The following is a 19,004-nucleotide window of genomic DNA, read 5'->3' as shown; positions in this document are numbered from 1 at the left end:
TGTTCTGTCGGCGAACTCTTCAGGTCATGGCTCTGCACGCAGAGAGCGCACAACATTTTCAAGACGTGCCCGGCTGGCTGCTCGTAGCTGTTGGAGCCTGAGCCTGCGCGCCATTGCTTGATAGATCCCTTCGCCTTGGGTGCCCTGTGCGATGACGGCGCGAGCCAGGGAGGCCAATTCCGCGATACTGATCTCATCAGCGGCCCGCACGCTGTCCTCGTCGGCGGGCTCGCGAAAGGGAGGCTCTGTCGCAGGATCCAGATGCTCGGGCCAGTAGAACGTGCCGACTTCTTCATCGGTCGTCCGATAGCGGGGACGCGCGATTTGGAAAACGCGCTCTCGGATGCGTCCGCCTGTACGCAGCCAGCCGTGGGCACGGGCGATGCGGCGGGCCAGCAGGGCGTCGAGCACGGGCCCTTCGTGATCGACGACGTGGGCGATCATGGTCAACAGGATGTCGTTGTACTCACCGTCGAAAAAGCGATCGGGATTGGCGCCGGTCACAGCTTCGGCGGGATCGGTGATCCGATAGAGCGAGGCTTCCGGTGGCGTTGTTTCTTCGGCATTGGCATGGGCTGCTTCTGCGGAGACCTGGCGAGCAAAGACTTCCTCGACTTGCTGTGATGGAGCTGTCGCCGAGACTTCCGGTGCGATCGGGTCCGCGTCCTGAGCTGGGGGCGCCATTTCCCCGTCTGGCTTCGTCACCGATGCTATGGCCTGCGCGATGGCCGCTTGCGCCAGGCTCTCGGCCTCGGCATCGCGCTCGGCCTGTTCGGCGCGCTGCTCGCGCTGGGCTATGAGTACGGCTTGCAAGCGGGCATCCAGTCTGTCGAGCGTGCCGGCCGGATCGATCCACCAGTCGGTGGACCAGACGCGAACAATGTCCCATCCCAGGCCGCGCAGGACTTGCTCGCGCAGTTTGTCGCGGTCGCGTGCGGTGGCGCTGCGATGGTAGGTGGCGCCATCGCATTCCACACCTGCCAGGTAGCGTCCAGGCGCGTCGGGATCGACGATGCCGAGGTCGATGCGGAAGGAGGAGGCGCCGATCTGCGGCTGGACGTGCCAGCCGCGCCGGGCCAGGGCTGCGGCCACGGCCTGTTCAAAGGGACTGTCGAAGCCACCCAGGCTGCCGCAGTTGGCTTCTGCCAGCGCACGGGCACCGCGTTCGGCGAATTCCAGGAAGTGCTTGAGGTCGCGCACGCCGATTGCTTGCGTTCGCGCCAAATCCATCTGCTCCGCGTGGAAGCTGGCGAATACACGCAGTTCGTGACGTGCGCGTGTAATGGCCACGTTGAGCCGGCGCTCGCCACCTTGACGGTTGAGCGGACCGAAGTTCATGGCCAGTTGGCCTGCGGGATCCGGACCGTAAGTGATGGAGAAATAGATGAGATCGCGTTCGTCGCCCTGTACGCTTTCCAGGTTCTTGACGAACAGCGGTTCCAGTTCGCTCTCGGCGAAATAGGGCTCCAGCCTTGGATCCTGGCGGCGTGCCTCGTCGAGCAGGTCCTCGATCAGCTTCTGCTGTTCGGCATTGAAGGTGACCACCCCAATCGTGAGCCCGCTTTCGCGGAAGCCAGGCGCCGTCAGGCGCGCCACCACGTCGGCCACCAGCGCCTTCGCTTCGGCCGGGTTGGTCCGTGTACCGCCTTTCTGGTAAGTGCCGGAGACTGGCTGCAGGCTGACCGCGCGATCGTTGGTGACGGGGGAAGGAAAGGTGACCAGTCCGCCGTCGTAGTAGGCATGGTTGGAGAACGCGATCAGGCTTTCATGACGGGAGCGGTAGTGCCAGTTCAAATTCCGTGTCGGCAGGTTAGCACCGATGCACTCGTCGAGGATGCTCTCCAGGTCGGCCTCGACGTCTTCGTCGTCCAGCCCGGATTCGGCGCGGTCGAAGAAGGAAGTCGGCGGCAACTGCTTGGGATCGCCGACCATGACGACCTGGTGGCCGCGGGCGATGGCGCCGATCGCATCCCAGACTGGGATCTGCGAGGCTTCGTCGAAGATCACCAGGTCGAAGGCGTTTGCCCCGGCCTGGAGGTACTGTGCGATGGACAGGGGACTCATTAGCAGGCAGGGCGTGAGCTTGGTCAGCGCCTCGGGAATCTGGGCCATCAGTTCGCGCAAGGGCAGGTGCGCACGCTTCTTGCCCATCTCGTGCCGTAGCAGCCCCCATTCGGAGTTGCGGCTGACGTTGTCCTGCGAGGGCAGGTCGGCGCACAGGCGGGCGCGCAGCCAGTCCCGGGTCAGGGCGGTGAAGCGCTCGTCGAGCTCGCGGAAATCGCGGATGCGCTGTTCGTGCTCGGCGCTGACGAAGCCGCGGATGACCGGCTCGTGATCGACCACGGCGTTGAGCCACCAGCGCGCGTAGTTGGCCTCGAAAGTTCGGCGTGCCTGGTCCGGGCCGACCTGGCCTTGCTTGATGCCCTGGACCAGCGTGGCCAGCCCCAGTGCCAGCGCCTCGTCGCGCGCCTGGCGCCATGCGCACCAGCTGCGCAGTCCGTGTTCGGCGCGCACGATGGACTGGCTTTGCTCGATCAGCCCGTCGAGTGACATGGACTGCCACTGCGTCTGGGCGGCCTCGGCAAAATGTCCGGTGGTCGCGAGTGCCTCGCGCCGGGGTAGCAGCTGTTCCCATTTTTCCACGTATCGGGCGCCGGCCAGCGCGATTCGACCACCTGGCTCCAGCAGTGCATTGGCATCGCCCAATAACGTATGCAGCGGTGCCTTGCAGGCAGAGATATGTTCGGGCGTAGTGGCCAGGCGGGCCAGCACGGCTGCCAGATCCTCTCGGAGCTGGCAGGCCTGTTCGAGGTCATCCAGGTTGGTCGCGAGACCTTTCCACAAGCCTGCGGTGGACTCGCGCAAGTCGTCCAGGGCAGCCAGCGCCTGTTCCATATCGGCCCGCTGGCGAAGCGTCTGGTGGTCGCGTGCCAGCGTGGGGCCGCAAGCGCCTTCCTCAACCAAGGTGTGGGCATCCAATGCACCTTGCTGGGCATGGCTGCGCCAGTCGCTAAGGAAGTCGAGTGCGGCACGCAGGCAGTTGAATTGCGTCGCATGGCCTGCCCATAGGCCGTCGGTCGCCGTTTCCAGCGATGCATGTGCAGCAATGTCCTGGTCGAGCTGGCGCAGTCGTCGTGCCCGTTGCAGATCGGCCTGCAGGGTGGCTCCGCATTGGCCACCGGCGATGGCGTCGAAGCCGTCGTCTTCCCAGGCCTGGCCTTCGAGTACGGCAGCCAGGGCGATTTGCCAGCGCAGGGCCGTGCTCACCTTGTCCTGTTGTGTGTCAAGTCCTGCCCAGACGTCCGCACACTGCTGGCCTGGATCGATTGCCTGGATCCGTTGGCGCAAGGCGCGGATGGCATTCCAATGCTGCAGATCGTTGGCGACGTCAGGCTGCGAGCCGCCTGTGGTGGCGCTGGACAGTTGAGTTGTGACCTTGCGTTTGCCCAGCCACGACTTGGGCCAGAACGTCTGCTCGGCCTGTTCCCACATTTGCTGCAACTGGGCGACGTCGAGCTGTTCGATCGTCTTGCCGTAGGGAACCGACAGGGCCGCATGATGCTCGCTGAGCTGGGCCAGCAGGCCTAGCGCCTGGTTGAGCTGCACGGTGATGCGTACCGGCCAGGGCTCGCCGAGTTCTGCGTGAGTCTGCCGGTGCTCGGTGAGCAGGGCCAGCCCGTCGGCGCAGGCGGTTATGACGGAAGCGGGCCACGGCGTGGACAGCAGCGTGTTCAGTTCCGCATGGCGGCGCACCCGTGCCGCACCTTCCTGCAGGCGTTGGCTCAGGCTGCGTGCGTCGGGCCGCAGGACAAAGCGCCAATCGTGTCCCGCTGCCAAAGTGAGACGTTGGGCGAGGAGCAGTAGCGCTTCGCAGGTTTCGGGCGTCAACAAGGGCGAGGGCAGGCCAATGGCCTGGACAAACGCGTGGGCTGACTCGATTGTCGCCTGGGCGGCGGGAAGCACGTCACGCGCAGCGGCGATCAGTTGCTGTTGCCAGGTGGGCGACCAGTCTCTATGGCCGACCAGCGCCAAGGGGTGCTGCGCCAGCGCGGCATGGCCAATGGCTTGTGCATTGACTTCCAAGCGGTCCACGGCACTGCGCAACTGGTCGATGCCGGCATGATCGTGCTGATCGGCCGAGAGCCAGGCCAAGGGGAGTGTCGGGATGTCGTGTCCCGCGCTGACGGTGCCGATAGCATCAAACAGGCTCAGGCCGTTGCGGCGACGCTGGTGAAGGCGTTCCACATAGATGTTCAGCGCATCGCGCAGACGTTTGAGCTTCTCGGCTTCGGCCCGCCATTGCTCGGCATCGGTCTGGCCGCTGCTGGACCAAGCCGACTGCAACTGCGCCAGCACGTCGAGCTTGCGGGCCTTGCTCGAGTGCAGTTCCAGGCAGAACTCGCCCAGGCCAATTTCGCGCAGGCGCCGGTAGACGACGTCCAGCGCCGCAATCTTCTCGGACACGAAGAGCACGCGCCGGCCCTGTGCCAGGGATTGGGCGATCAGGTTGGCGATGGTCTGGCTCTTGCCGGTCCCAGGGGGACCGATCAGCACGAAGTCCTTGCCCTGCGAGGCGGCCAGCACGGCCGACAACTGCGAGGAATCCGCCGGCAAGGGGCAGAACACCTGCTTGGGGTCGAAGTGCTGGTCCAGTTCGCGCACTTGCGGGAACGGAGCACCCGGAGGATAGGCATCGCGCGGGGTGTCCAGCAGGTGGCGCACGACCGGGTTCTCGCGCAACTGCTCGCTGTGCTCGGCCAGATCTTTCCACATCAGGTACTTGGCGAACGAGAACATGGACAACACCACGTCCTCGGTCACTTCCCAGCCCTTGATGTCCTTGATCGCGTGGCCGACAGCCTTCCAGACCGCAGTGACGTCCAAGCCGGCATCGTCTCTCGGCAGTTCGCCTTCGACCGCGCCCAGGTTCAGTTCGAAGTCCTGACGCAACATCTCGATCAAGGTCGGATTGAAGCGAGGCTCATCGTCATGCAGGCTGAGCGTGAAGCCCGAGCGAGCACTCTTGCGCTGCAGGCTGACCGGCACCAGGACCAAGGGGGCGCGGTAGCGCTGACCGTCACGGTCTTCACGGGTCCAGGACAGGAAGCCCAGCGCGAGATAAAGCGTGTTGGCGCCGCCTTCCTGCAAGGTCGTGCGAGCGCTGCGAAACAAATCGACCAGACGTGAGTCGAGCTCGGTTTCGGGAACGCCAACGAAAACCTCGCGTTTCTGCAGGGCTTCCAGCGCGTGCGCGCGGCGCACGTTCTCACGTTCACGGGCTTCGTAGATGGCCTGATCGCGTGGATCAGCGCCGTCCATCAGGTCCGGGCGCGGGCGCAGCTTCAGGGACTGGCCGCTGGCCAGCAGGTCTTCCAGCGTGCTGGGGTCCGGTGCTTCCAGTTTGAGTGCCTTCTTGCCGGCCTTGAAGTTGAGCAAGTTGTTGCGAAGCGACAGATCCAGCAGCTTGCGTTGCCAGCGAAGCAACCGGTCCTTGGGATCAAGTTGGCTGGCGTCTTCTGTTTTGAATGGCGGGCTATCGGGAAGGTCAGGCGCGTCTTCGATCACTGATACGGCGGGTGAAGACAGCGTCGCTTCACTGTCTGACACCGCAGCAACTGCCGCTTCTGCACTGGCCAATGGCTTGATGCGCTGCAGCCGCGCCCGGCGGATGTCCACGGCCAGGCGGAATCCCGCATCCTGAGATTCGTCAACCTGCTGGGCACCGCGGTCGGTGGCATAGCTGAAGGGAACGGTGGGGCGCTGGGTGATCAGAGTGGTCTCGAACAGCACCAGTTCCTTGAGCCTGAGGCGCTTGCGCAATGCGGTCACGTCGTCGACGACCGTATTTGAAAACTCCTCCGATTGCAGCCAGACGCCTGCAAAGGCATGGCCCTCGGTGAAGACCAGCAGGGGGTTCAAGCCTGCCTGCTCGAGTGCGGCGCAGAACAGCAACGTGAGGTCGAAACACGTTCCCAGGCCCGAGCTTTCGATCTGGCTGGGGCTGCGCACCTTCTGGCCCGATTGCTCGAAGCTGGCGGGGGGCAGGGCATAGTCCAGTTGCATGCCAGCCGTGGCCCCCCAGAGGGCCGAGGCAAGTTCCCAGGCGCGCTTGGCGCCGCCGGTGTAGCCATCCAGTGCGGGGTTGCGATTGTTCTGACGCAGTACCTCGGCGGTGCGCTTGAGTAGCCGATCCACGGCCGGATCGTTGGGCTGAACGAACGCGGCGACCAGGTCGGGCAGATGCGAGATGCCGCCCCATTGATTGCGTGGCAGCAGCTCAAGATGGGTATCGCGCTGGGCGAGAGCTGTGTTGGAGGCATCCGCGGCCACGGAACGCAATGCCAGAGAAACCGTGGCCGTCTCGGCTTCGGTCAGCCGAGCCAGCAGTCCACCATCCAGGTTCACATCCAGATCGCGGATCGGATAGCGGGAGCCTGCTGCCAGCGCATCAATCCGCCAACGGCGCGGCTTAAGAAAAGGCGGGTCGGACGTCAGGACTAACTCGACCTGCTCATGTACCTGATCGGTTTCGTTGATCAGCCAGAGGTCCCGGACCAGTGGAACTGCATTCTGAAAGTCCGCCAAGTTCAATTTGGCGATCAGGGTTACGTCGATCTTCAGTTCGGCAGCGACGGCCGAAGCTTGCGGTTGTGTCTCGTCCATGGAATCCCCTGTGGTGCCCCCCCCCGTAACATGCATTACGCCCCGTTACGCTCTGCCACGATATTAGCGCTAATTGCCTGACATTTCGGCAGATGAGAGTTATGGCAGCGTGGGGGGGGGTAGATCGGGGCCGACGGATCCGCTTCTTGTAGGTTAGGGCACGCAGGGGTGGTATTTACAAAATATCAGACATTTTATTTGCTTGCCATCTGCCATGAATCTCATCGATATCGGCCATGCCGTGCGGACCCGGCGCGCTGAGCTGGGCCTGTCCCAAGCGCAGTTGGCGCACCTGAGCTGCCTGTCTCGTAAGACGTTGGTCGGCCTGGAGAAGGCACCTTGAGCGATCTGGGCGTCAACCGGGCGGGGCAGGTCATGGCGGTCCTGGGCCTGGACAGCCCTAAGCTGGATACCCAGGCGCGGCGCAAGAACGCCCGACTTATCGGCTTTGCGCCGAGCTTGGCAGCGGCGCGCGCGCAGGTGCCGCGTCGAGGTAGGCACCGCGCGGACTGTCCACACAGATAAAGTTCTGCGCATCTTCGGCGCTGCCCTGGCCGATCCACACCGCCGATTGCGGATAGTGGCAGAGCGGCCGGGTGCGGACCACCCCCTTGGCCGGGTCGTCATTGGCGTATTTTGCCGCGACGATGCGTTCCGGGGCGATGCCTTGCTCGACCCACGCCTCCATCGCCGCCAACACGTCGTGCTGGCGATCGATGGCCAATGCGGGCGGCCCATACAGCGCGCCGAAGGCCGACGTGCCGGGTCCGCCGGTGAAGTGGCCCATGCCGGGCACCATGAACAGGCGGAAGAACTGCTGGGTCTGCGCAAGCGCATCCTCGGCCCTGCTGATCTGCGGGTTGTCCAGCCATTGCCTGGCCACGACCGATTCGTAATAGGTGATCGCGCCTCGCGGCGGAACCACCGGATCTTCCCAGCCGATATACAGGATCATCTTGCCGTTGCGCGCGCGAAATCCGCTCAGATCTGCGGAGGTGGCGTCGATGACGCTGGCCAGCGGCTGGCCGGCGACCGGCTTGCGTTCGGCGCGGGCGACATCGGTATCGAAGTTCACTTGCGTATGGTCGAACCCGGCGCTGCCGGTATCGAACACCATGTTGGCGAAGAACTGGTTGGCGAGCACCGCATGGCCCCCGCCGGGAACGGCGGCGTTGCCGGTGATCCACTGGTTCCATGTCCCCGGCGTGGCGACTGCGAACGGCTCGAAACCGTAGTAGATGCGCTCGCCGGTGCGCGGGTTGACCGGGCCGGCAAGGATGGCGGCGAGCGTTTGCAGTTGCGGCGCAGTGAGACACGCGTCGCTCTCGGCACCGCTGCACAACAGCACGCGGGGATCGAAACGGCACCGGCGCGGGTCGTTGACCACGCCGTCGGCCGTGTGGTCCTTTGCATCGCATTGGGCGAGCGCGGCGGCCTGGATGGCCGGCAGCTTGGCCGCCGAGATAGTCGCCGCCGGACTGCCGAACTGGGCGTCCTGCGACCACAGCCAGGAAAACGCGTTGTGGACCCAGGCGCTGGAAGGCGCATCGGCGATGATGCCGTCGAAGGCGCCCGGAAAGCGCTGCGCTGCGATCAGCGCATCGCGGCCACCATTGGAGGCGCCGAAAAAGTAGGAATAGTGCGGCGCGCGGTGCGTGTAGGCGGAGACCAGCGCCTTGCCGTTGGAGATCGTCGTGGCCAGCGCCTGATAGCCCCAGTCGAGGATCTTCTGCGGGTGGCCGCGCGCAAAGCTCGCATCGCCGATCGACGCCCGGTGGCCGCCATCGGTGGTTGCGGTCGCATAGCCGCGGCGCAAGGCGAAACCAAGCGACCTGTATTGAATGTTGCCGGCGAAGACGACCGTACCGACCTGCAGGTAGTTCTGGTTCCAGCCTGCGGACGGGATCCACACCTCGAACCCGATTTCCGAATCGCTGGCCGGCCGCGACACACCGACGACGCGACAGAACGCCGGCAGTGCGTCGAGCACGGTACCGTCCGGCGCGGTGAAGGCACCGGCGGGCACGTCGGTAGCGCTGCTGATTGTGGTGGACGGCAGCGACAGCGCGAGCAGGTCGGCGCAGGCGGCCGACGCCGATGCCGTTGTCAGCAAAGCGCCGATTGCCGCCAGCGTCCGTAACAACACGCGTAATCCGTTCAATCGCAACATTGAGCATTTCCTTTGGTTGAAGAGCAGGGGGCACCGGCTATGACCTTGGTCTCACGAATACTGCGAGCTGTCACCAACCGCCCAGCCTCTGCGCTGGGCGTTTTGTTGGCGACAGCTCTCTGTCATTTGGGGACGAAAACATCGCTGTTGGTGAGCATGTGGTCCCACGAATACTGGGAACCGGTCCGCACCAAGTGCCAGACTGTGGTGATGGCCGGTACGCCGCCAGACGCATCACAGGTGCCGGTCCAGGCAGTCATGCTGCCGTAATTACCCCACTGCACCGAAAAAGTGATGGCGGGCAGTTTGCTCAATGCCGTCGACCCGGCAACCGGGTTGGCAAACCAGCCGACTAGCGGATACACCCCACCAGTGGTGCCGGAAGGCGAGATGTACGTGCCCAAGAGCTGTCCGGAGGTATGGACAGCGGTGATCGTGAGTGTGGAACCCAGCTGGTTTTTCCACTCGCCTACCGGGTTGTTGCAGGTTGGCGCGGCCTGGGCGAGCGAGACGCAACTTCCGAGCAGCGCAACGCAGGCAGCATATTGACGCATGGACATGCACATCATCAGTTCTCCTCGTAATCAAGCGAAAAGTGGCCGGTTCAAGCCAGCGACTAAATAGCACCGACCGGGTCCGCGTTGCTGGGATGGGTGTCTCCATCCCTCATCCTTGACGAAGGTCAGGGTGTTACACGGGGTAGACCCAACAGTCGTGTCACTCCGTTGACCGACCTGACGATTAACTGGCAAGCTGCTTGATGCGCTCGGCCAGATTGCCGAAAGCCTCGTTCACGTATTCCAGCACCTTGGGTTCTGCGCCCTGCGTGCGCAGCGAGTCTTTGAAGGCGTCCAGGTCGGACAGCCATTGCCGATGCAGGCGGCCCAGCTCGTCGAGCTGAGGCCGGAAGCGGGATCAGGTGGCCAGCATTCTGGAAGGAGGGCGCGACGCCTTCATTAAGCGCAAAGATGAAGTACGAGTTCTGATGCCCTTGCCCTCCGCGCTGAATAATCCGGGGTGACTGCCTTGTAGCGGCGTTTTCCTTCCTGACAGCACGCAGTCTTTCACGGCCTCGCTCTGCGAGGCAGCTTTCTTTCTGGGGTTCCGGGGTGTAACCCCAGGTGCACGCCGAATCGAGGCTCGGCAGGAATTCGTGAAAAATCCTTTATTGACGGTGAGTTAGCTCACTTTTGGCTGTTTTTTATACGAATCCCTGCCTAATCTCAAGAAGGTGCTGATCGGCTTTCGCCTGGGCGATCTGTGGACCGACGTCTTCACCTATGAAAAAGGTGAGCGCGCCAGCGAACAGGGCGTCAGTGTCAAGGCTCGTCTGCGGTATATCAGCTGGATCAAGGTCGACGGCAACATGGTCTACAAGGCCGAGCCGAAGTCCGCCGAGTCCGAAGACGAAGCCAGCGAGCGCGCCGCCACTCCTGTCGAGCAGGAAGCACAGGCTCCCGAAGCTGCAGAGCTCGCTGTCGAAACCGAAGAAAGCCTCGATGAATAAGCTCCCGCCAATGGCCGAGTCCTTCTGACTGATCCACAACCGACCTGGCCGCCCCGACACCGGCATAGTCCGGCGTGATCAGCCCGAGCAAGTGATGCCACGGAACCACCCGCTCCATCTCTGCCAAAAAGATCTCGCGCCGGGTCTGCTTGCGCTTGCCCAGGCCTTCAGGGTCGCCGAACGTTCAGTTGCATGGATCACTGCTCAACATGAGGCGGGTAGTGTCGCGTATCTGTGGTGCGTTTTTCGGTAGGGCTCTGCGTCCGTTGCGACGACGCGGATGGCAGTCCTTGAACCTTGATGGAAGTCCTTGGACGAATTTTGTTGCATAGGGCGAAAAACAAGGCTAGAATTCAGGCCTTCGCTAAGCACCGAGGCGAAGAAAGTAATTGGGAATCAACGACTTAGCGCTCTAAAGCATGACTCGTTTCCCGCTCCAAATCAGAACGACTGAATTTGACGATTCAGTTGATCACTCAAAAGGGCCTCACGGCCCTTTTTTGTTGCGTCGGATTTGTGCAGGCACTCTGTTCCCGCGCCTGTGGCTCGACGTTCTTCGGCCAGACTCACCAGACTCGATAGGTGATCACCGTCTGCGAATCGACAAAACCGAAACTGATATCGCACAGATGCCCGCTCGGTAGATCCGGGCAGGGGTTCAGCCGACATACGTGTAAAAATAGCTCACAAGATCGGATTTCATCCATTGCATCAGTGAGTTAGCGGATATTTTGGAGTAACAAAACTACACGACTAATGCCAGTTCAGTCTCATACGGTTCCGGTACCGCCTCCACATTAATCAGGTAATCCCCGAAGCGCTTCACATGGCTGGTCACGTACGGGCTGAGGAAAGCCACGTCCTCCCGCGTGATCTTCCACCCCTGCCGCATCAGAGACTTCATGATCCGGGTCTGTTCGACCACGTTGTAGAAGATGACTGCATTGGAAACCAGGTCGTTGTACTTGACGGCTTTCTCCTGCTCGACGGGGTCGTTGTCGGCAATCACCCCTTCCCCGCCGAAGAAGAAATACTTTGCGAAGCCGTTGTAGGCCTCCACCTTGTTGGTCGAGGCGGTGATCTGTTCGCGCAACTCGCGGTTGGAGATGTACTGCAGCAGGAACAAGGTGCGCACGGCTGAACCGAGCGCCTTGAAGGTCTGGTACAGCCGGTTCTTGCGGCTGTAGTTGCCCAGCTTGCGCATCAGCGTCGAGGCCGCGATCTTGCCGGTCTTGATCGAGAGCACGACCTGCATCAGGTCCTTCCAGTGCGTCTCGATCAGATCCCAGTCGACAGTGTCCCGGAACAGCGCATCGATGTGTTCGTAACGAATGTCCTCATCGGGGCGGAAGAACTTGTATTCGCGCCAGTTGCGGATGCGCGGCATCAGCTGGATGCCCAGCAGATGCGAAAGGCCGAACACCGGCAGCGACTGCCCCTGCGTGTCGGCGTGGACGGTGTCAGGCTGGATGTCGGAGGTGTTCTTCAGCAGGCCATCGATGATGTAGACCGCCTCCCAGACACCGCACGGAATGAAGTGGCTGAACAGCGCGACGTACGTATCGGACACGTGGTGGTAGGCGATGCCGCCGTAGCCGCCATAGCGGATGTGGTACGAGGCGAGCAGATTCTGGTCGTAGAGGTCGTACTTGGTGCCGTCGGCGGCTGCGCTCTTGCCATCGCCCCAGCATTTGGGGAGCTGCAGGCCGGCGTAGCTGTTGATGATGTCCCGACAGGCCGCCGCCAGTTTGTTGGCATCCACATGCCGGCGGTTGACGAACGACAGCATGTGTGCCGAGACGGCGCCACGCAGGTGTCGGGCAGCCTGGGCCGGTCCGAGGTTGCAACCATAGGTGAAGGCGGTGAGGACGTAGCGCTCGGTCGGTTGCTCGATCTTGGCGTCCGAGCCGGACAGAGGACCGAAGTGCCGGGGCCAGCGCGTCCAGTGGGCCACATCGCACAGGATCTCGATGACGCTGCGTTCGCGCATGCGGTCGAGGACGGCGGTTTCCAGGGCACGGGCCCCGACGCTCATCTCCTTTGCCTTGCTGCGCTTGAGTACCGGAATGCCATCCTCGCCGATGACCACTTGGCCGTTCTCTAGATAGCCCTGATCGGTCAGCTCGGCGACCTGCGTCAGGCGCGATTGCAAGGCATTGACGAAGCCCACGGCCGTAGCCGGCAGCCCCACCTGCTTGCAGTAATCCTCCAACATAGGTTCGCACTGGTCCCACGGCAGCAACTGCTCGCGGTAGTCGGCGTAGGTTTCCGATCCGCGCACAGCCACGTCGCCCGATTTCAGTTCGTTGGCCAGCGATGAGAACACACAAACCTCGAACAGGCGCCGGTGGATGCGCTCTTCGCCCTGTTCGGTGCGATGGATGATGGTCTTGCGCCAGAGTTGGGTGGTGAACGCCAGATCGACCGCTTCGTCCAACCAATCGCTGCGGGTTCGTTCCTGCGTCAGGATCAGCTCGATCGCGTCGATCAGCGAGCGGTCCTCCGTGGTCGAGGCCAAGTCCAGCCTACGCACCATCCGCAGGATGGTGGAGCGGTGACTTTTGTAGAACAGCCAAAGCAGCGGCAAGTGATTGTCGCCACTATGCGCCGCAATGGCGTTGCAGTCGGCCTGCAACGTCTGCACGCCACCATGGGCGTTGACCAGGCGGCGGATTTCACGCCCCGCCTCGGTGTCGCCGCGATGATGGTCGAGGACGCGGACCACATCCGACATCGTCGCCACGATCGCTTCGGTCGTCTTGCGATAGCGCGCCCTCAGCCGCTCCAGTTCCTCTCGGCCCCGGTTGTGGATGTTCCCCATGCGCTTGATGAACATCTCCGCGAGATCGTCGCGCGTCTGGACCCGGGCCCGGTGGATCAAGCACACCAGTACGGCGTAGCGCTTGGCGGGCCGAAACTTGCGCAGCTCGGAAGCATCCAATGCCCGTGCCTCGGCGGCAAAGTGCTTGCGCTTGACCTCCGGGATGCCCGCCAGGTGCAACTCGCTGCCGACCAATTCGCCCAGTTCGGCGATATGGTCGATCAACTCCTGGAAATGCTGCAGCGAAGAGCGCTTGGGCAGGCGCTTGATCGCGTGGAGCGGGCTCTTCTGACGCCCCTGTTCGACCTGCAGGAGGCCTTCCAGGCACTGTTTTTCGTCGATGGTCAGTCGAGCCTCGATCTGGGCGAAATAGCGCCCGTTGACCAGCGTGCGGATGCGCCGGGTCAGGCGATCCAGTGTGGAGAACGCCGGCAGCTCAACGCGATCACGCACGAGCTGTTCGATGGCTACATTGATCAGGTCCGCCGGGTTATCCATCACCGCAGCGGCTTCGTATACCGCGCGTGCCGCAATCTTCAGCCCGCCGTCGCTGTAGGCCCGGACCTGCAGGAATTGTCGGATCCGGCGGTAGTAGCGATAGCGCGAGGCGTTGGCAAGATTCGCTGGCTTGACCTGCACGCGCAGTTTCAGCTCGCTGCGGATATGGCGCACCACCGCCGGCGGGACTTCGTCCAGCATGGGGAAGTACCCCAGCCGTTGGAAGGTCTTGAGCAGGATCGTCAGCGTCAGGCGGTGCGCAGGCTGCCGGGTGTACTCGGCAACGAAGGCCACCTCAGCGTCGGTTGGCGTGTAGGCCGCAACCAGTTCGCGGACGACCGGGTTGCGCTTGCATTGCGGGTATGCGGTCCGTTCGATCGACGCCATCCAGCCCCTCAGGTCGTTGCAGGCCTTGGCAGCGCGGGCGCTTCCGGCAGACTGGCTTCGATGCGCTGGCGGGCGAACGGATCGGCCCCGTCGATGTAGCGCATCGCCGACTGCACGTCTCGCCAGCCGACGTACTCCATCAGCGCCTTGACGTCCCAGCCGTTGGCGTTGGCCCAGCCAGCGAAGCCGCGGCGCAGCGAGTGGCCGCTGTAGTCGTTGGGAGAGCTCAGCCCGGCCTCGCGGAAGATCCGCCGTAGCAGGCGCACCAGGCTGTTGGGGTGGAGCGGGGCGGCGGCAATCCCGCCCCACTGGTTGACCGCGCGAAACAGTGGCCCCTCGTGGAGGGCGGCTGCCATGACCCAGGCCATGGTGGCAGCCACCGGGCACCAGCGCGACAGCGCCGGGACCTTGTAGGTGGTGCCGGCGTGCTGGCGATCGCTCTTGCTGTGCGGCAGGAAGCAGGTCATGCCTTCGCCCGGCACCAGGCGCAGGTGGTTCACCTGGAGACGGGTGAGTTCATCGCCGCGGAAGCCGCGCCAGAAGCCGAGCAGCAGCAAGGCGCGATCGCGCAGATGCCGCAGTTTTGCGACGCGATCACCGCGAGAGTGGGCCGCAGCCGCAGCGTCTTCCAGCCATGTCGTGACCTGGCCCAGCTGGGTGAGTTGCAGGGGCGTGGCGCGTTTTTCGACGCTAGGGTGAAGAGCTTGGATGCCCTTGAGCACTTGGCGCACCACGGGCGCCCGGGTTGGGTCGATAAAGCCGTGCACCTGGTGCCACTGCGCCAGTGCTGCGAGCCGGTGCCTGAGTGTGTTGATCGCCAACTGGCCGGCGTAGGCGGCCAAGTAGCGCGCCACCTGCTCCGCAGTCGCCGGGAGATGACCACCCCACTCGACCTCGAAGTGACGGGTCGCTCCTGCATACGCGCGCGCGGTGTTGGCGCGGGTTGCCGCTTCCAGATACTGGTTGACCGAGCTCACCGCCTCGCTCCGAAACGCCGTTTCGTACGGCCGCAGGGCGACTATAGCCGAAAATTCCGGCTAACGCGGGATAATTCCATATTATCCCGCGTAAGATCACGGCCCGCAGCTGGTCCTTCTAACGCGTTGAATGGTACGTAATTACATGGTATGTAATACGTTACGAAATACGTGGAGTGACGGATGGCAAGGTCCGGGCTGTACAAAAGCGATGTGCAACGCGCCCGCGATCGCCTGCGCGCCACGGGCACGCACCCGTCCGTGGACGCGGTGCGGGTGGCGCTCGGCAACACGGGGTCCAAGACCACCATCCACCGTTATCTGAGGGAGTTGGACGACGAGGACGGGCAGCGCCCCGGCGCCAAGGTCGCCATCGGCGACGCGCTGCAGGATCTGGTCAGCCGCCTGGCCGAGCGGTTGCACGCCGAGGCCGACACGGTCGTGGCGCAGGCGCAGGCGCGTTTCCAGGCGCAGTTGCAGGAGCGCACCCAAGCGCTGGAGCAGGCCTGTCACGAGGCTGACTCACTCAGGACGCAACTGCAACGCACAGAGATAGCACTGCAGGCCGAACGCGAGGCGGGCGACGCCGCCAGGGGCGAGGTGGCCAGCCGCACCACCGAACTGGCCCAACTGGCTGAGCGGATCGCAGGCCTCACGGCGCGATTGGCGGAGCACGAACGTCATGCCCAGTCGCTGGAGCAGAAGCACGAGCATGCCAGGGAAGCCCTTGAGCACTACCGGACCTCCGTCCGAGACCAGCGCGAGCAGGAGCAGCGCCGGCACGCGCATCAAGTGCAGGAGTTGCAGGTCGCCCTGCGGCGGGCCAACGAGGCCTTGACCGCCAAGAACCACGATCTGATGCAGCTCAACCGCGACAATGGCCAGTGGCTGGAACGCCATACCCGCCTGGAGCGGGAACTGGCGCAGGCACGCCAGCGGACCGATGCCCAGCAACGCGAGCGCGACGCGCTGCGCCTGACGGCCGCCGAGCACCAAGCCCTGCAGGTGCGCTGGACCCAAGATGTCCAAGCGCTGGAATGCGTGCGCGCCGAACTGGCTGCGGCGCGGGCCGAGCTGGTCGAAGAGCGCCAGCGCCGGGAATACGCCGAGGCGGACACCTTGCGGGCCACGGTGCGCCTGAGCACGTTGGAACAACTCCTGGCGCGGCTGCGGCCAGTGCACTCCGTTGGCGAACCCGAAAACGCCATCTCAGCCGGTGCAATGCCGGCAGGCAGATGATCAGCCGCTTGGCGAAGGCTCGGGAATCCCCCGCGTCAATGCTTCGCCGTCCCAACCATGCCTTCGGTGAGGCGAAGCGAAGCGGAGCGCTCCCCGCCAAACTTGCTTCTACAGTCACTGCAGGAGATCGACATGGGTCTATGCAATTCAAAGCCGAGCGTGGCAGGGTCACCTGCGCGTTATACAACCCGCACTACAGAGCAGGCCACGCCATCCGAGTCGTCGTCGCCATCGCGCAGGGACTCGTCTTCCTCCTCGACCAATGCACTGCGCGACGCTTTGCCTTCCCCGCCGCGTCGCGCGGCTTCTCCTGAACCGCAGGGCTCACCCAGTCGGCAAGGGCAGGATGGTCCGGCCAGGAAGGTTTTAGCGGTTGGTCAGAATACCAGGGCAACTTGCATGACTCAGCCCATGAGTGGCAGGGCGTATCGACCGGCGAGTATCCGATCGCTCCTGCCGATATGTGGGCTCCTCCCGCCTGGAACCCTTATCCCACTGGCACAGCTTCTTCGCACCATCAAGCACTCCAAAAGCGGGCGCAAGAGTGGGCGAACCTCACCACCACCACCTTGCAGCACGACGGGAAGGACCCGCGGCTAGCGCAGGCTATCACGCATCTTTTCCTGATATTCGCGGATTCTCCAACGTTCCGTCAGACCATGGCGACTATCCAGAAGGAAGGCATGGTAGGGATTCGCATTGATCCCGAAGTAGCCACAGCGCACTTCAATCCGCAACAGAGGGAGGTGGTGTTGGGAGAGATGATGGCGCGCGACCCCACCACTGCAATGGGCGTTCTTGCCTTTGAATTGAGCAACGCTTCGCTAGACCTCGCATTCAAAGAATGCGAGCGCAATGCAGCCATCGCCCAGCTTTCCCCCCGCGAACTCGCGGAAAGCATTGAAAGAGTTGAATACAATTCCACCCGCAACGTTCAGGCTTATTATATGGAAGCGCACGAAACGCTGCGTCGGGTTGGTCTCGACAACCCCTACGCATGGCATTGCATGGTTACAGCCCAAGGACACATCGAGCCTAGCACCCGGTCGGAGGACGAGGCAGTGGCAAATTCGTTGGCTACTGGTCATTTGGGTTGGTATGAGCAACAGTACGCAAAACGAAATATGTGATCTCTTGCATCCTCGATGCTGGGTCAGCGTACATAAGGGCATCTACATCCTGGATGACCTGTTGGCTAACACCTCTGATATCCAACTTGAGATGTTATTGCGCAAGTAAGAAATCCTCACGAAGATCCGCGCATCGACCATTTGCTGACGATGGCAGGAGAAATTTACAAGGCATCAAGCACGTTCAGGAAAAGAATGAACGCAGTTGCAGGCGAAGGTGGTGTCACGATAAGGATCGTGCCAGACAGTGAGATCGGCCAGTCCTTTGGGCATGCCGCAACACGACCGGGAACTCGGACTATTGCCTTGACAGAGACAACAGCCAGCAACGTTCAAGGGAGCCACTATCAATCTCTCAATATATTATTGGTTGAACTCTCCAACCTGAGCCGGGCCAATGAAATTGCGGAGATCAGATCCGGTTTCCAGCAGGGGCGAATAGGTCAGCGGCGAGCGGCTTATAACGCCGAAAGAGTAGAGTATGGAACTATCGAAGACATGGTCAAATATTTTACCGAGGCTCAACCTGTCATCGAATCACTAGGGAACCTCTGAACAACGCACCACAGATACGCGACACTACCCGCCTGATGTTGAGGAGTGATCCATGCAACTGACGTTCGGTGACGCTGAGGGCCTGGGCAAGCGCAAGCAGACCCGGCGCGAGATCTTTCTGGCCGAGATGGAGCAGGTGGTTCCGTGGCAGCAACTGCTCGGTCTGATCGCGCCGCACTATCCGGTATCGGGCCGGCCAGGTCGGCAGCCGTACGCACTGGCGACGATGTTGCGGATTCATCTGCTGCAGCAGTGGTATGCGCTGAGCGATCCGGCGATGGAAGAAGCACTGCACGAGATCCCGACCTTGCGGCGGTTTGCCCAGCTCGGTGGCTTGGACAACGTTCCGGACGAGACCACGATTCTCAACTTTCGGCGCCTGCTGGAGACCCATGGCCTTGCCGCGCGGATGCTGGAAGCGGTCAACGCGCATCTGGCGCGCAAGGGCCAGAGCCTGCGGTCGGGCACGATCGTCGATGCGACGCTGATCGCGGCGCCCAGTTCGACCAAGAATGCCGACAACGCGCGCGACCCTGAGATGCATCAGACCAAGAAGGGCAATCAGTGGTATTTCGGGATGAAGGCGCACATCGGCGTGGATGAATTTTCCGGGTTGGTGCACCACGTCCATTGCACAGCCGCCAACGTCGCCGATGTCACGGTGATGCACACGTTGCTGCATGGCAAAGAAGACAGCGTGTTCGGCGATAGCGGCTACACCGGTGCGGACAAACGCGAAGAACTGCAGGCCTGCAAGGCTGCATTCTTCATCGCCGCCAGGCCCTCGACGATGCAAGCCCTCGGCAACAAACGCGAGCGTGCTCGGGAAAGACGTTGGGAACACTTCAAGGCCAGCGTGCGCGCGAAGGTGGAGCATCCATTCCGGGTGATCAAGCGCCAGTTCGGCTACACCAAGGTCCGCTATCGCGGCCTGGCCAAGAACACCGCGCAGGTGCTGACCTTGTTTGCGCTATCGAACCTGTGGATGAAGCGAAAGCAGTTACTGCCGACGATGGGGAACGTGCGCCTGTAACCCGGGCAACACCCTGCAAACGCG

At 62.8% G+C, this 19,004-nt stretch carries 10 protein-coding genes and 2 pseudogenes; 6 read left to right on the top strand and 6 right to left on the bottom strand.

Annotated features, from left to right (window positions below):
- Window positions 1-24 precede the first annotated feature (24 nt).
- Window positions 25-6,663 (bottom strand): DUF3320 domain-containing protein, encoded by a 6,639-nt coding sequence (locus NMB96_RS17525; protein ID WP_019237643.1) that lies wholly within the window; start codon window positions 6,661-6,663, stop codon window positions 25-27.
- 214 nt (window positions 6,664-6,877) lie between these two features.
- Between NMB96_RS17525 and NMB96_RS23425 the strand changes: the two genes are divergently transcribed.
- Window positions 6,878-7,006 carry a helix-turn-helix domain-containing protein gene (locus tag NMB96_RS23425; RefSeq protein ID WP_019237642.1) on the top strand — a complete coding sequence of 43 codons (129 nt, stop codon included), beginning with the start codon at window positions 6,878-6,880 and terminating at the stop codon, window positions 7,004-7,006.
- Window positions 7,007-7,102: 96 nt separating this feature from the next.
- Here the strand turns inward: NMB96_RS23425 and NMB96_RS17520 are convergent, their stop codons facing one another.
- Window positions 7,103-8,833: a tannase/feruloyl esterase family alpha/beta hydrolase gene (locus tag NMB96_RS17520; protein ID WP_223670054.1), complete on the bottom strand. Its 1,731-nt coding sequence runs from the start codon at window positions 8,831-8,833 to the stop codon at window positions 7,103-7,105.
- 122 nt (window positions 8,834-8,955) lie between these two features.
- Entirely contained in the window at window positions 8,956-9,402 is a 447-nt protein-coding gene (locus NMB96_RS17515) for an avidin/streptavidin family protein (protein ID WP_011269748.1), read from the bottom strand.
- A gap of 662 nt (window positions 9,403-10,064) precedes the next feature.
- On the opposite strand from NMB96_RS17515, the gene NMB96_RS17510 reads away from it, so the two are divergent.
- Window positions 10,065-10,340 carry a DUF3577 domain-containing protein gene (locus NMB96_RS17510; RefSeq protein WP_011037248.1) on the top strand — a complete coding sequence of 92 codons (276 nt, stop codon included), beginning with the start codon at window positions 10,065-10,067 and terminating at the stop codon, window positions 10,338-10,340.
- A 39-nt stretch (window positions 10,341-10,379) separates the two neighbouring features.
- Here the strand turns inward: NMB96_RS17510 and NMB96_RS17505 are convergent.
- The 3 genes and pseudogenes from NMB96_RS17505 to NMB96_RS17495 form a co-directional block, all read right to left on the bottom strand.
- Window positions 10,380-10,503, bottom strand: a pseudogene (locus NMB96_RS17505) (IS5/IS1182 family transposase); the annotation flags it as partial.
- Window positions 10,504-11,085: 582 nt separating this feature from the next.
- Window positions 11,086-14,046 (bottom strand): Tn3 family transposase, encoded by a 2,961-nt coding sequence (locus NMB96_RS17500; protein WP_255085336.1) that lies wholly within the window; start codon window positions 14,044-14,046, stop codon window positions 11,086-11,088.
- Window positions 14,047-14,066: 20 nt separating this feature from the next.
- Window positions 14,067-15,023: pseudogene (locus NMB96_RS17495) on the bottom strand (site-specific integrase); the annotation flags it as partial.
- A gap of 183 nt (window positions 15,024-15,206) precedes the next feature.
- Here NMB96_RS17495 and NMB96_RS17490 point away from each other — a divergent pair.
- The 4 genes from NMB96_RS17490 to NMB96_RS17475 all read left to right on the top strand — a co-directional run bounded on the left by NMB96_RS17490 (window position 15,207) and on the right by NMB96_RS17475 (window position 18,980).
- Complete coding sequence (locus NMB96_RS17490; RefSeq protein WP_255085337.1) at window positions 15,207-16,262, top strand: DNA-binding protein; 1,056 nt, start codon at window positions 15,207-15,209, stop codon at window positions 16,260-16,262.
- Window positions 16,263-16,657: 395 nt separating this feature from the next.
- Window positions 16,658-17,392 carry a hypothetical protein gene (locus NMB96_RS17485; RefSeq protein ID WP_168957633.1) on the top strand — a complete coding sequence of 245 codons (735 nt, stop codon included), beginning with the start codon at window positions 16,658-16,660 and terminating at the stop codon, window positions 17,390-17,392.
- 195 nt (window positions 17,393-17,587) lie between these two features.
- Entirely contained in the window at window positions 17,588-17,947 is a 360-nt protein-coding gene (locus NMB96_RS17480) for a hypothetical protein (protein ID WP_255085355.1), read from the top strand.
- Window positions 17,948-17,999: 52 nt separating this feature from the next.
- Entirely contained in the window at window positions 18,000-18,980 is a 981-nt protein-coding gene (locus NMB96_RS17475) for an IS5 family transposase (RefSeq protein WP_183086593.1), read from the top strand.
- The last annotated feature ends 24 nt before the right edge of the window (window positions 18,981-19,004 follow it).

The sequence above is a fragment of the Xanthomonas hortorum genome, from assembly GCF_024339125.1.
Lineage (GTDB): Bacteria > Pseudomonadota > Gammaproteobacteria > Xanthomonadales > Xanthomonadaceae > Xanthomonas > Xanthomonas hortorum.
The sequence above is the reverse complement of the archived record's forward strand: the minus strand, read 5'-3'. Positions and strand labels throughout refer to the sequence as shown.

Bases quoted from the DNA above. Each gene is read 5' to 3' on its own strand.
- NMB96_RS17520 (WP_223670054.1), bottom strand. From the start codon at position 8,833: ATGTTGCGATTGAACGGATTACGCGTGTTGTTACGGACGCTGGCGGCA.
- NMB96_RS17475 (WP_183086593.1), top strand. From the start codon at position 18,000: ATGCAACTGACGTTCGGTGACGCTGAGGGCCTGGGCAAGCGCAAGCAG.
- NMB96_RS23425 (WP_019237642.1), top strand. From the start codon at position 6,878: ATGAATCTCATCGATATCGGCCATGCCGTGCGGACCCGGCGCGCTGAG.
- NMB96_RS17525 (WP_019237643.1), bottom strand. From the start codon at position 6,663: ATGGACGAGACACAACCGCAAGCTTCGGCCGTCGCTGCCGAACTGAAG.
- NMB96_RS17515 (WP_011269748.1), bottom strand. From the start codon at position 9,402: ATGATGTGCATGTCCATGCGTCAATATGCTGCCTGCGTTGCGCTGCTC.
- NMB96_RS17480 (WP_255085355.1), top strand. From the start codon at position 17,588: ATGAACGCAGTTGCAGGCGAAGGTGGTGTCACGATAAGGATCGTGCCA.
- NMB96_RS17490 (WP_255085337.1), top strand. From the start codon at position 15,207: ATGGCAAGGTCCGGGCTGTACAAAAGCGATGTGCAACGCGCCCGCGAT.
- NMB96_RS17500 (WP_255085336.1), bottom strand. From the start codon at position 14,046: ATGGCGTCGATCGAACGGACCGCATACCCGCAATGCAAGCGCAACCCG.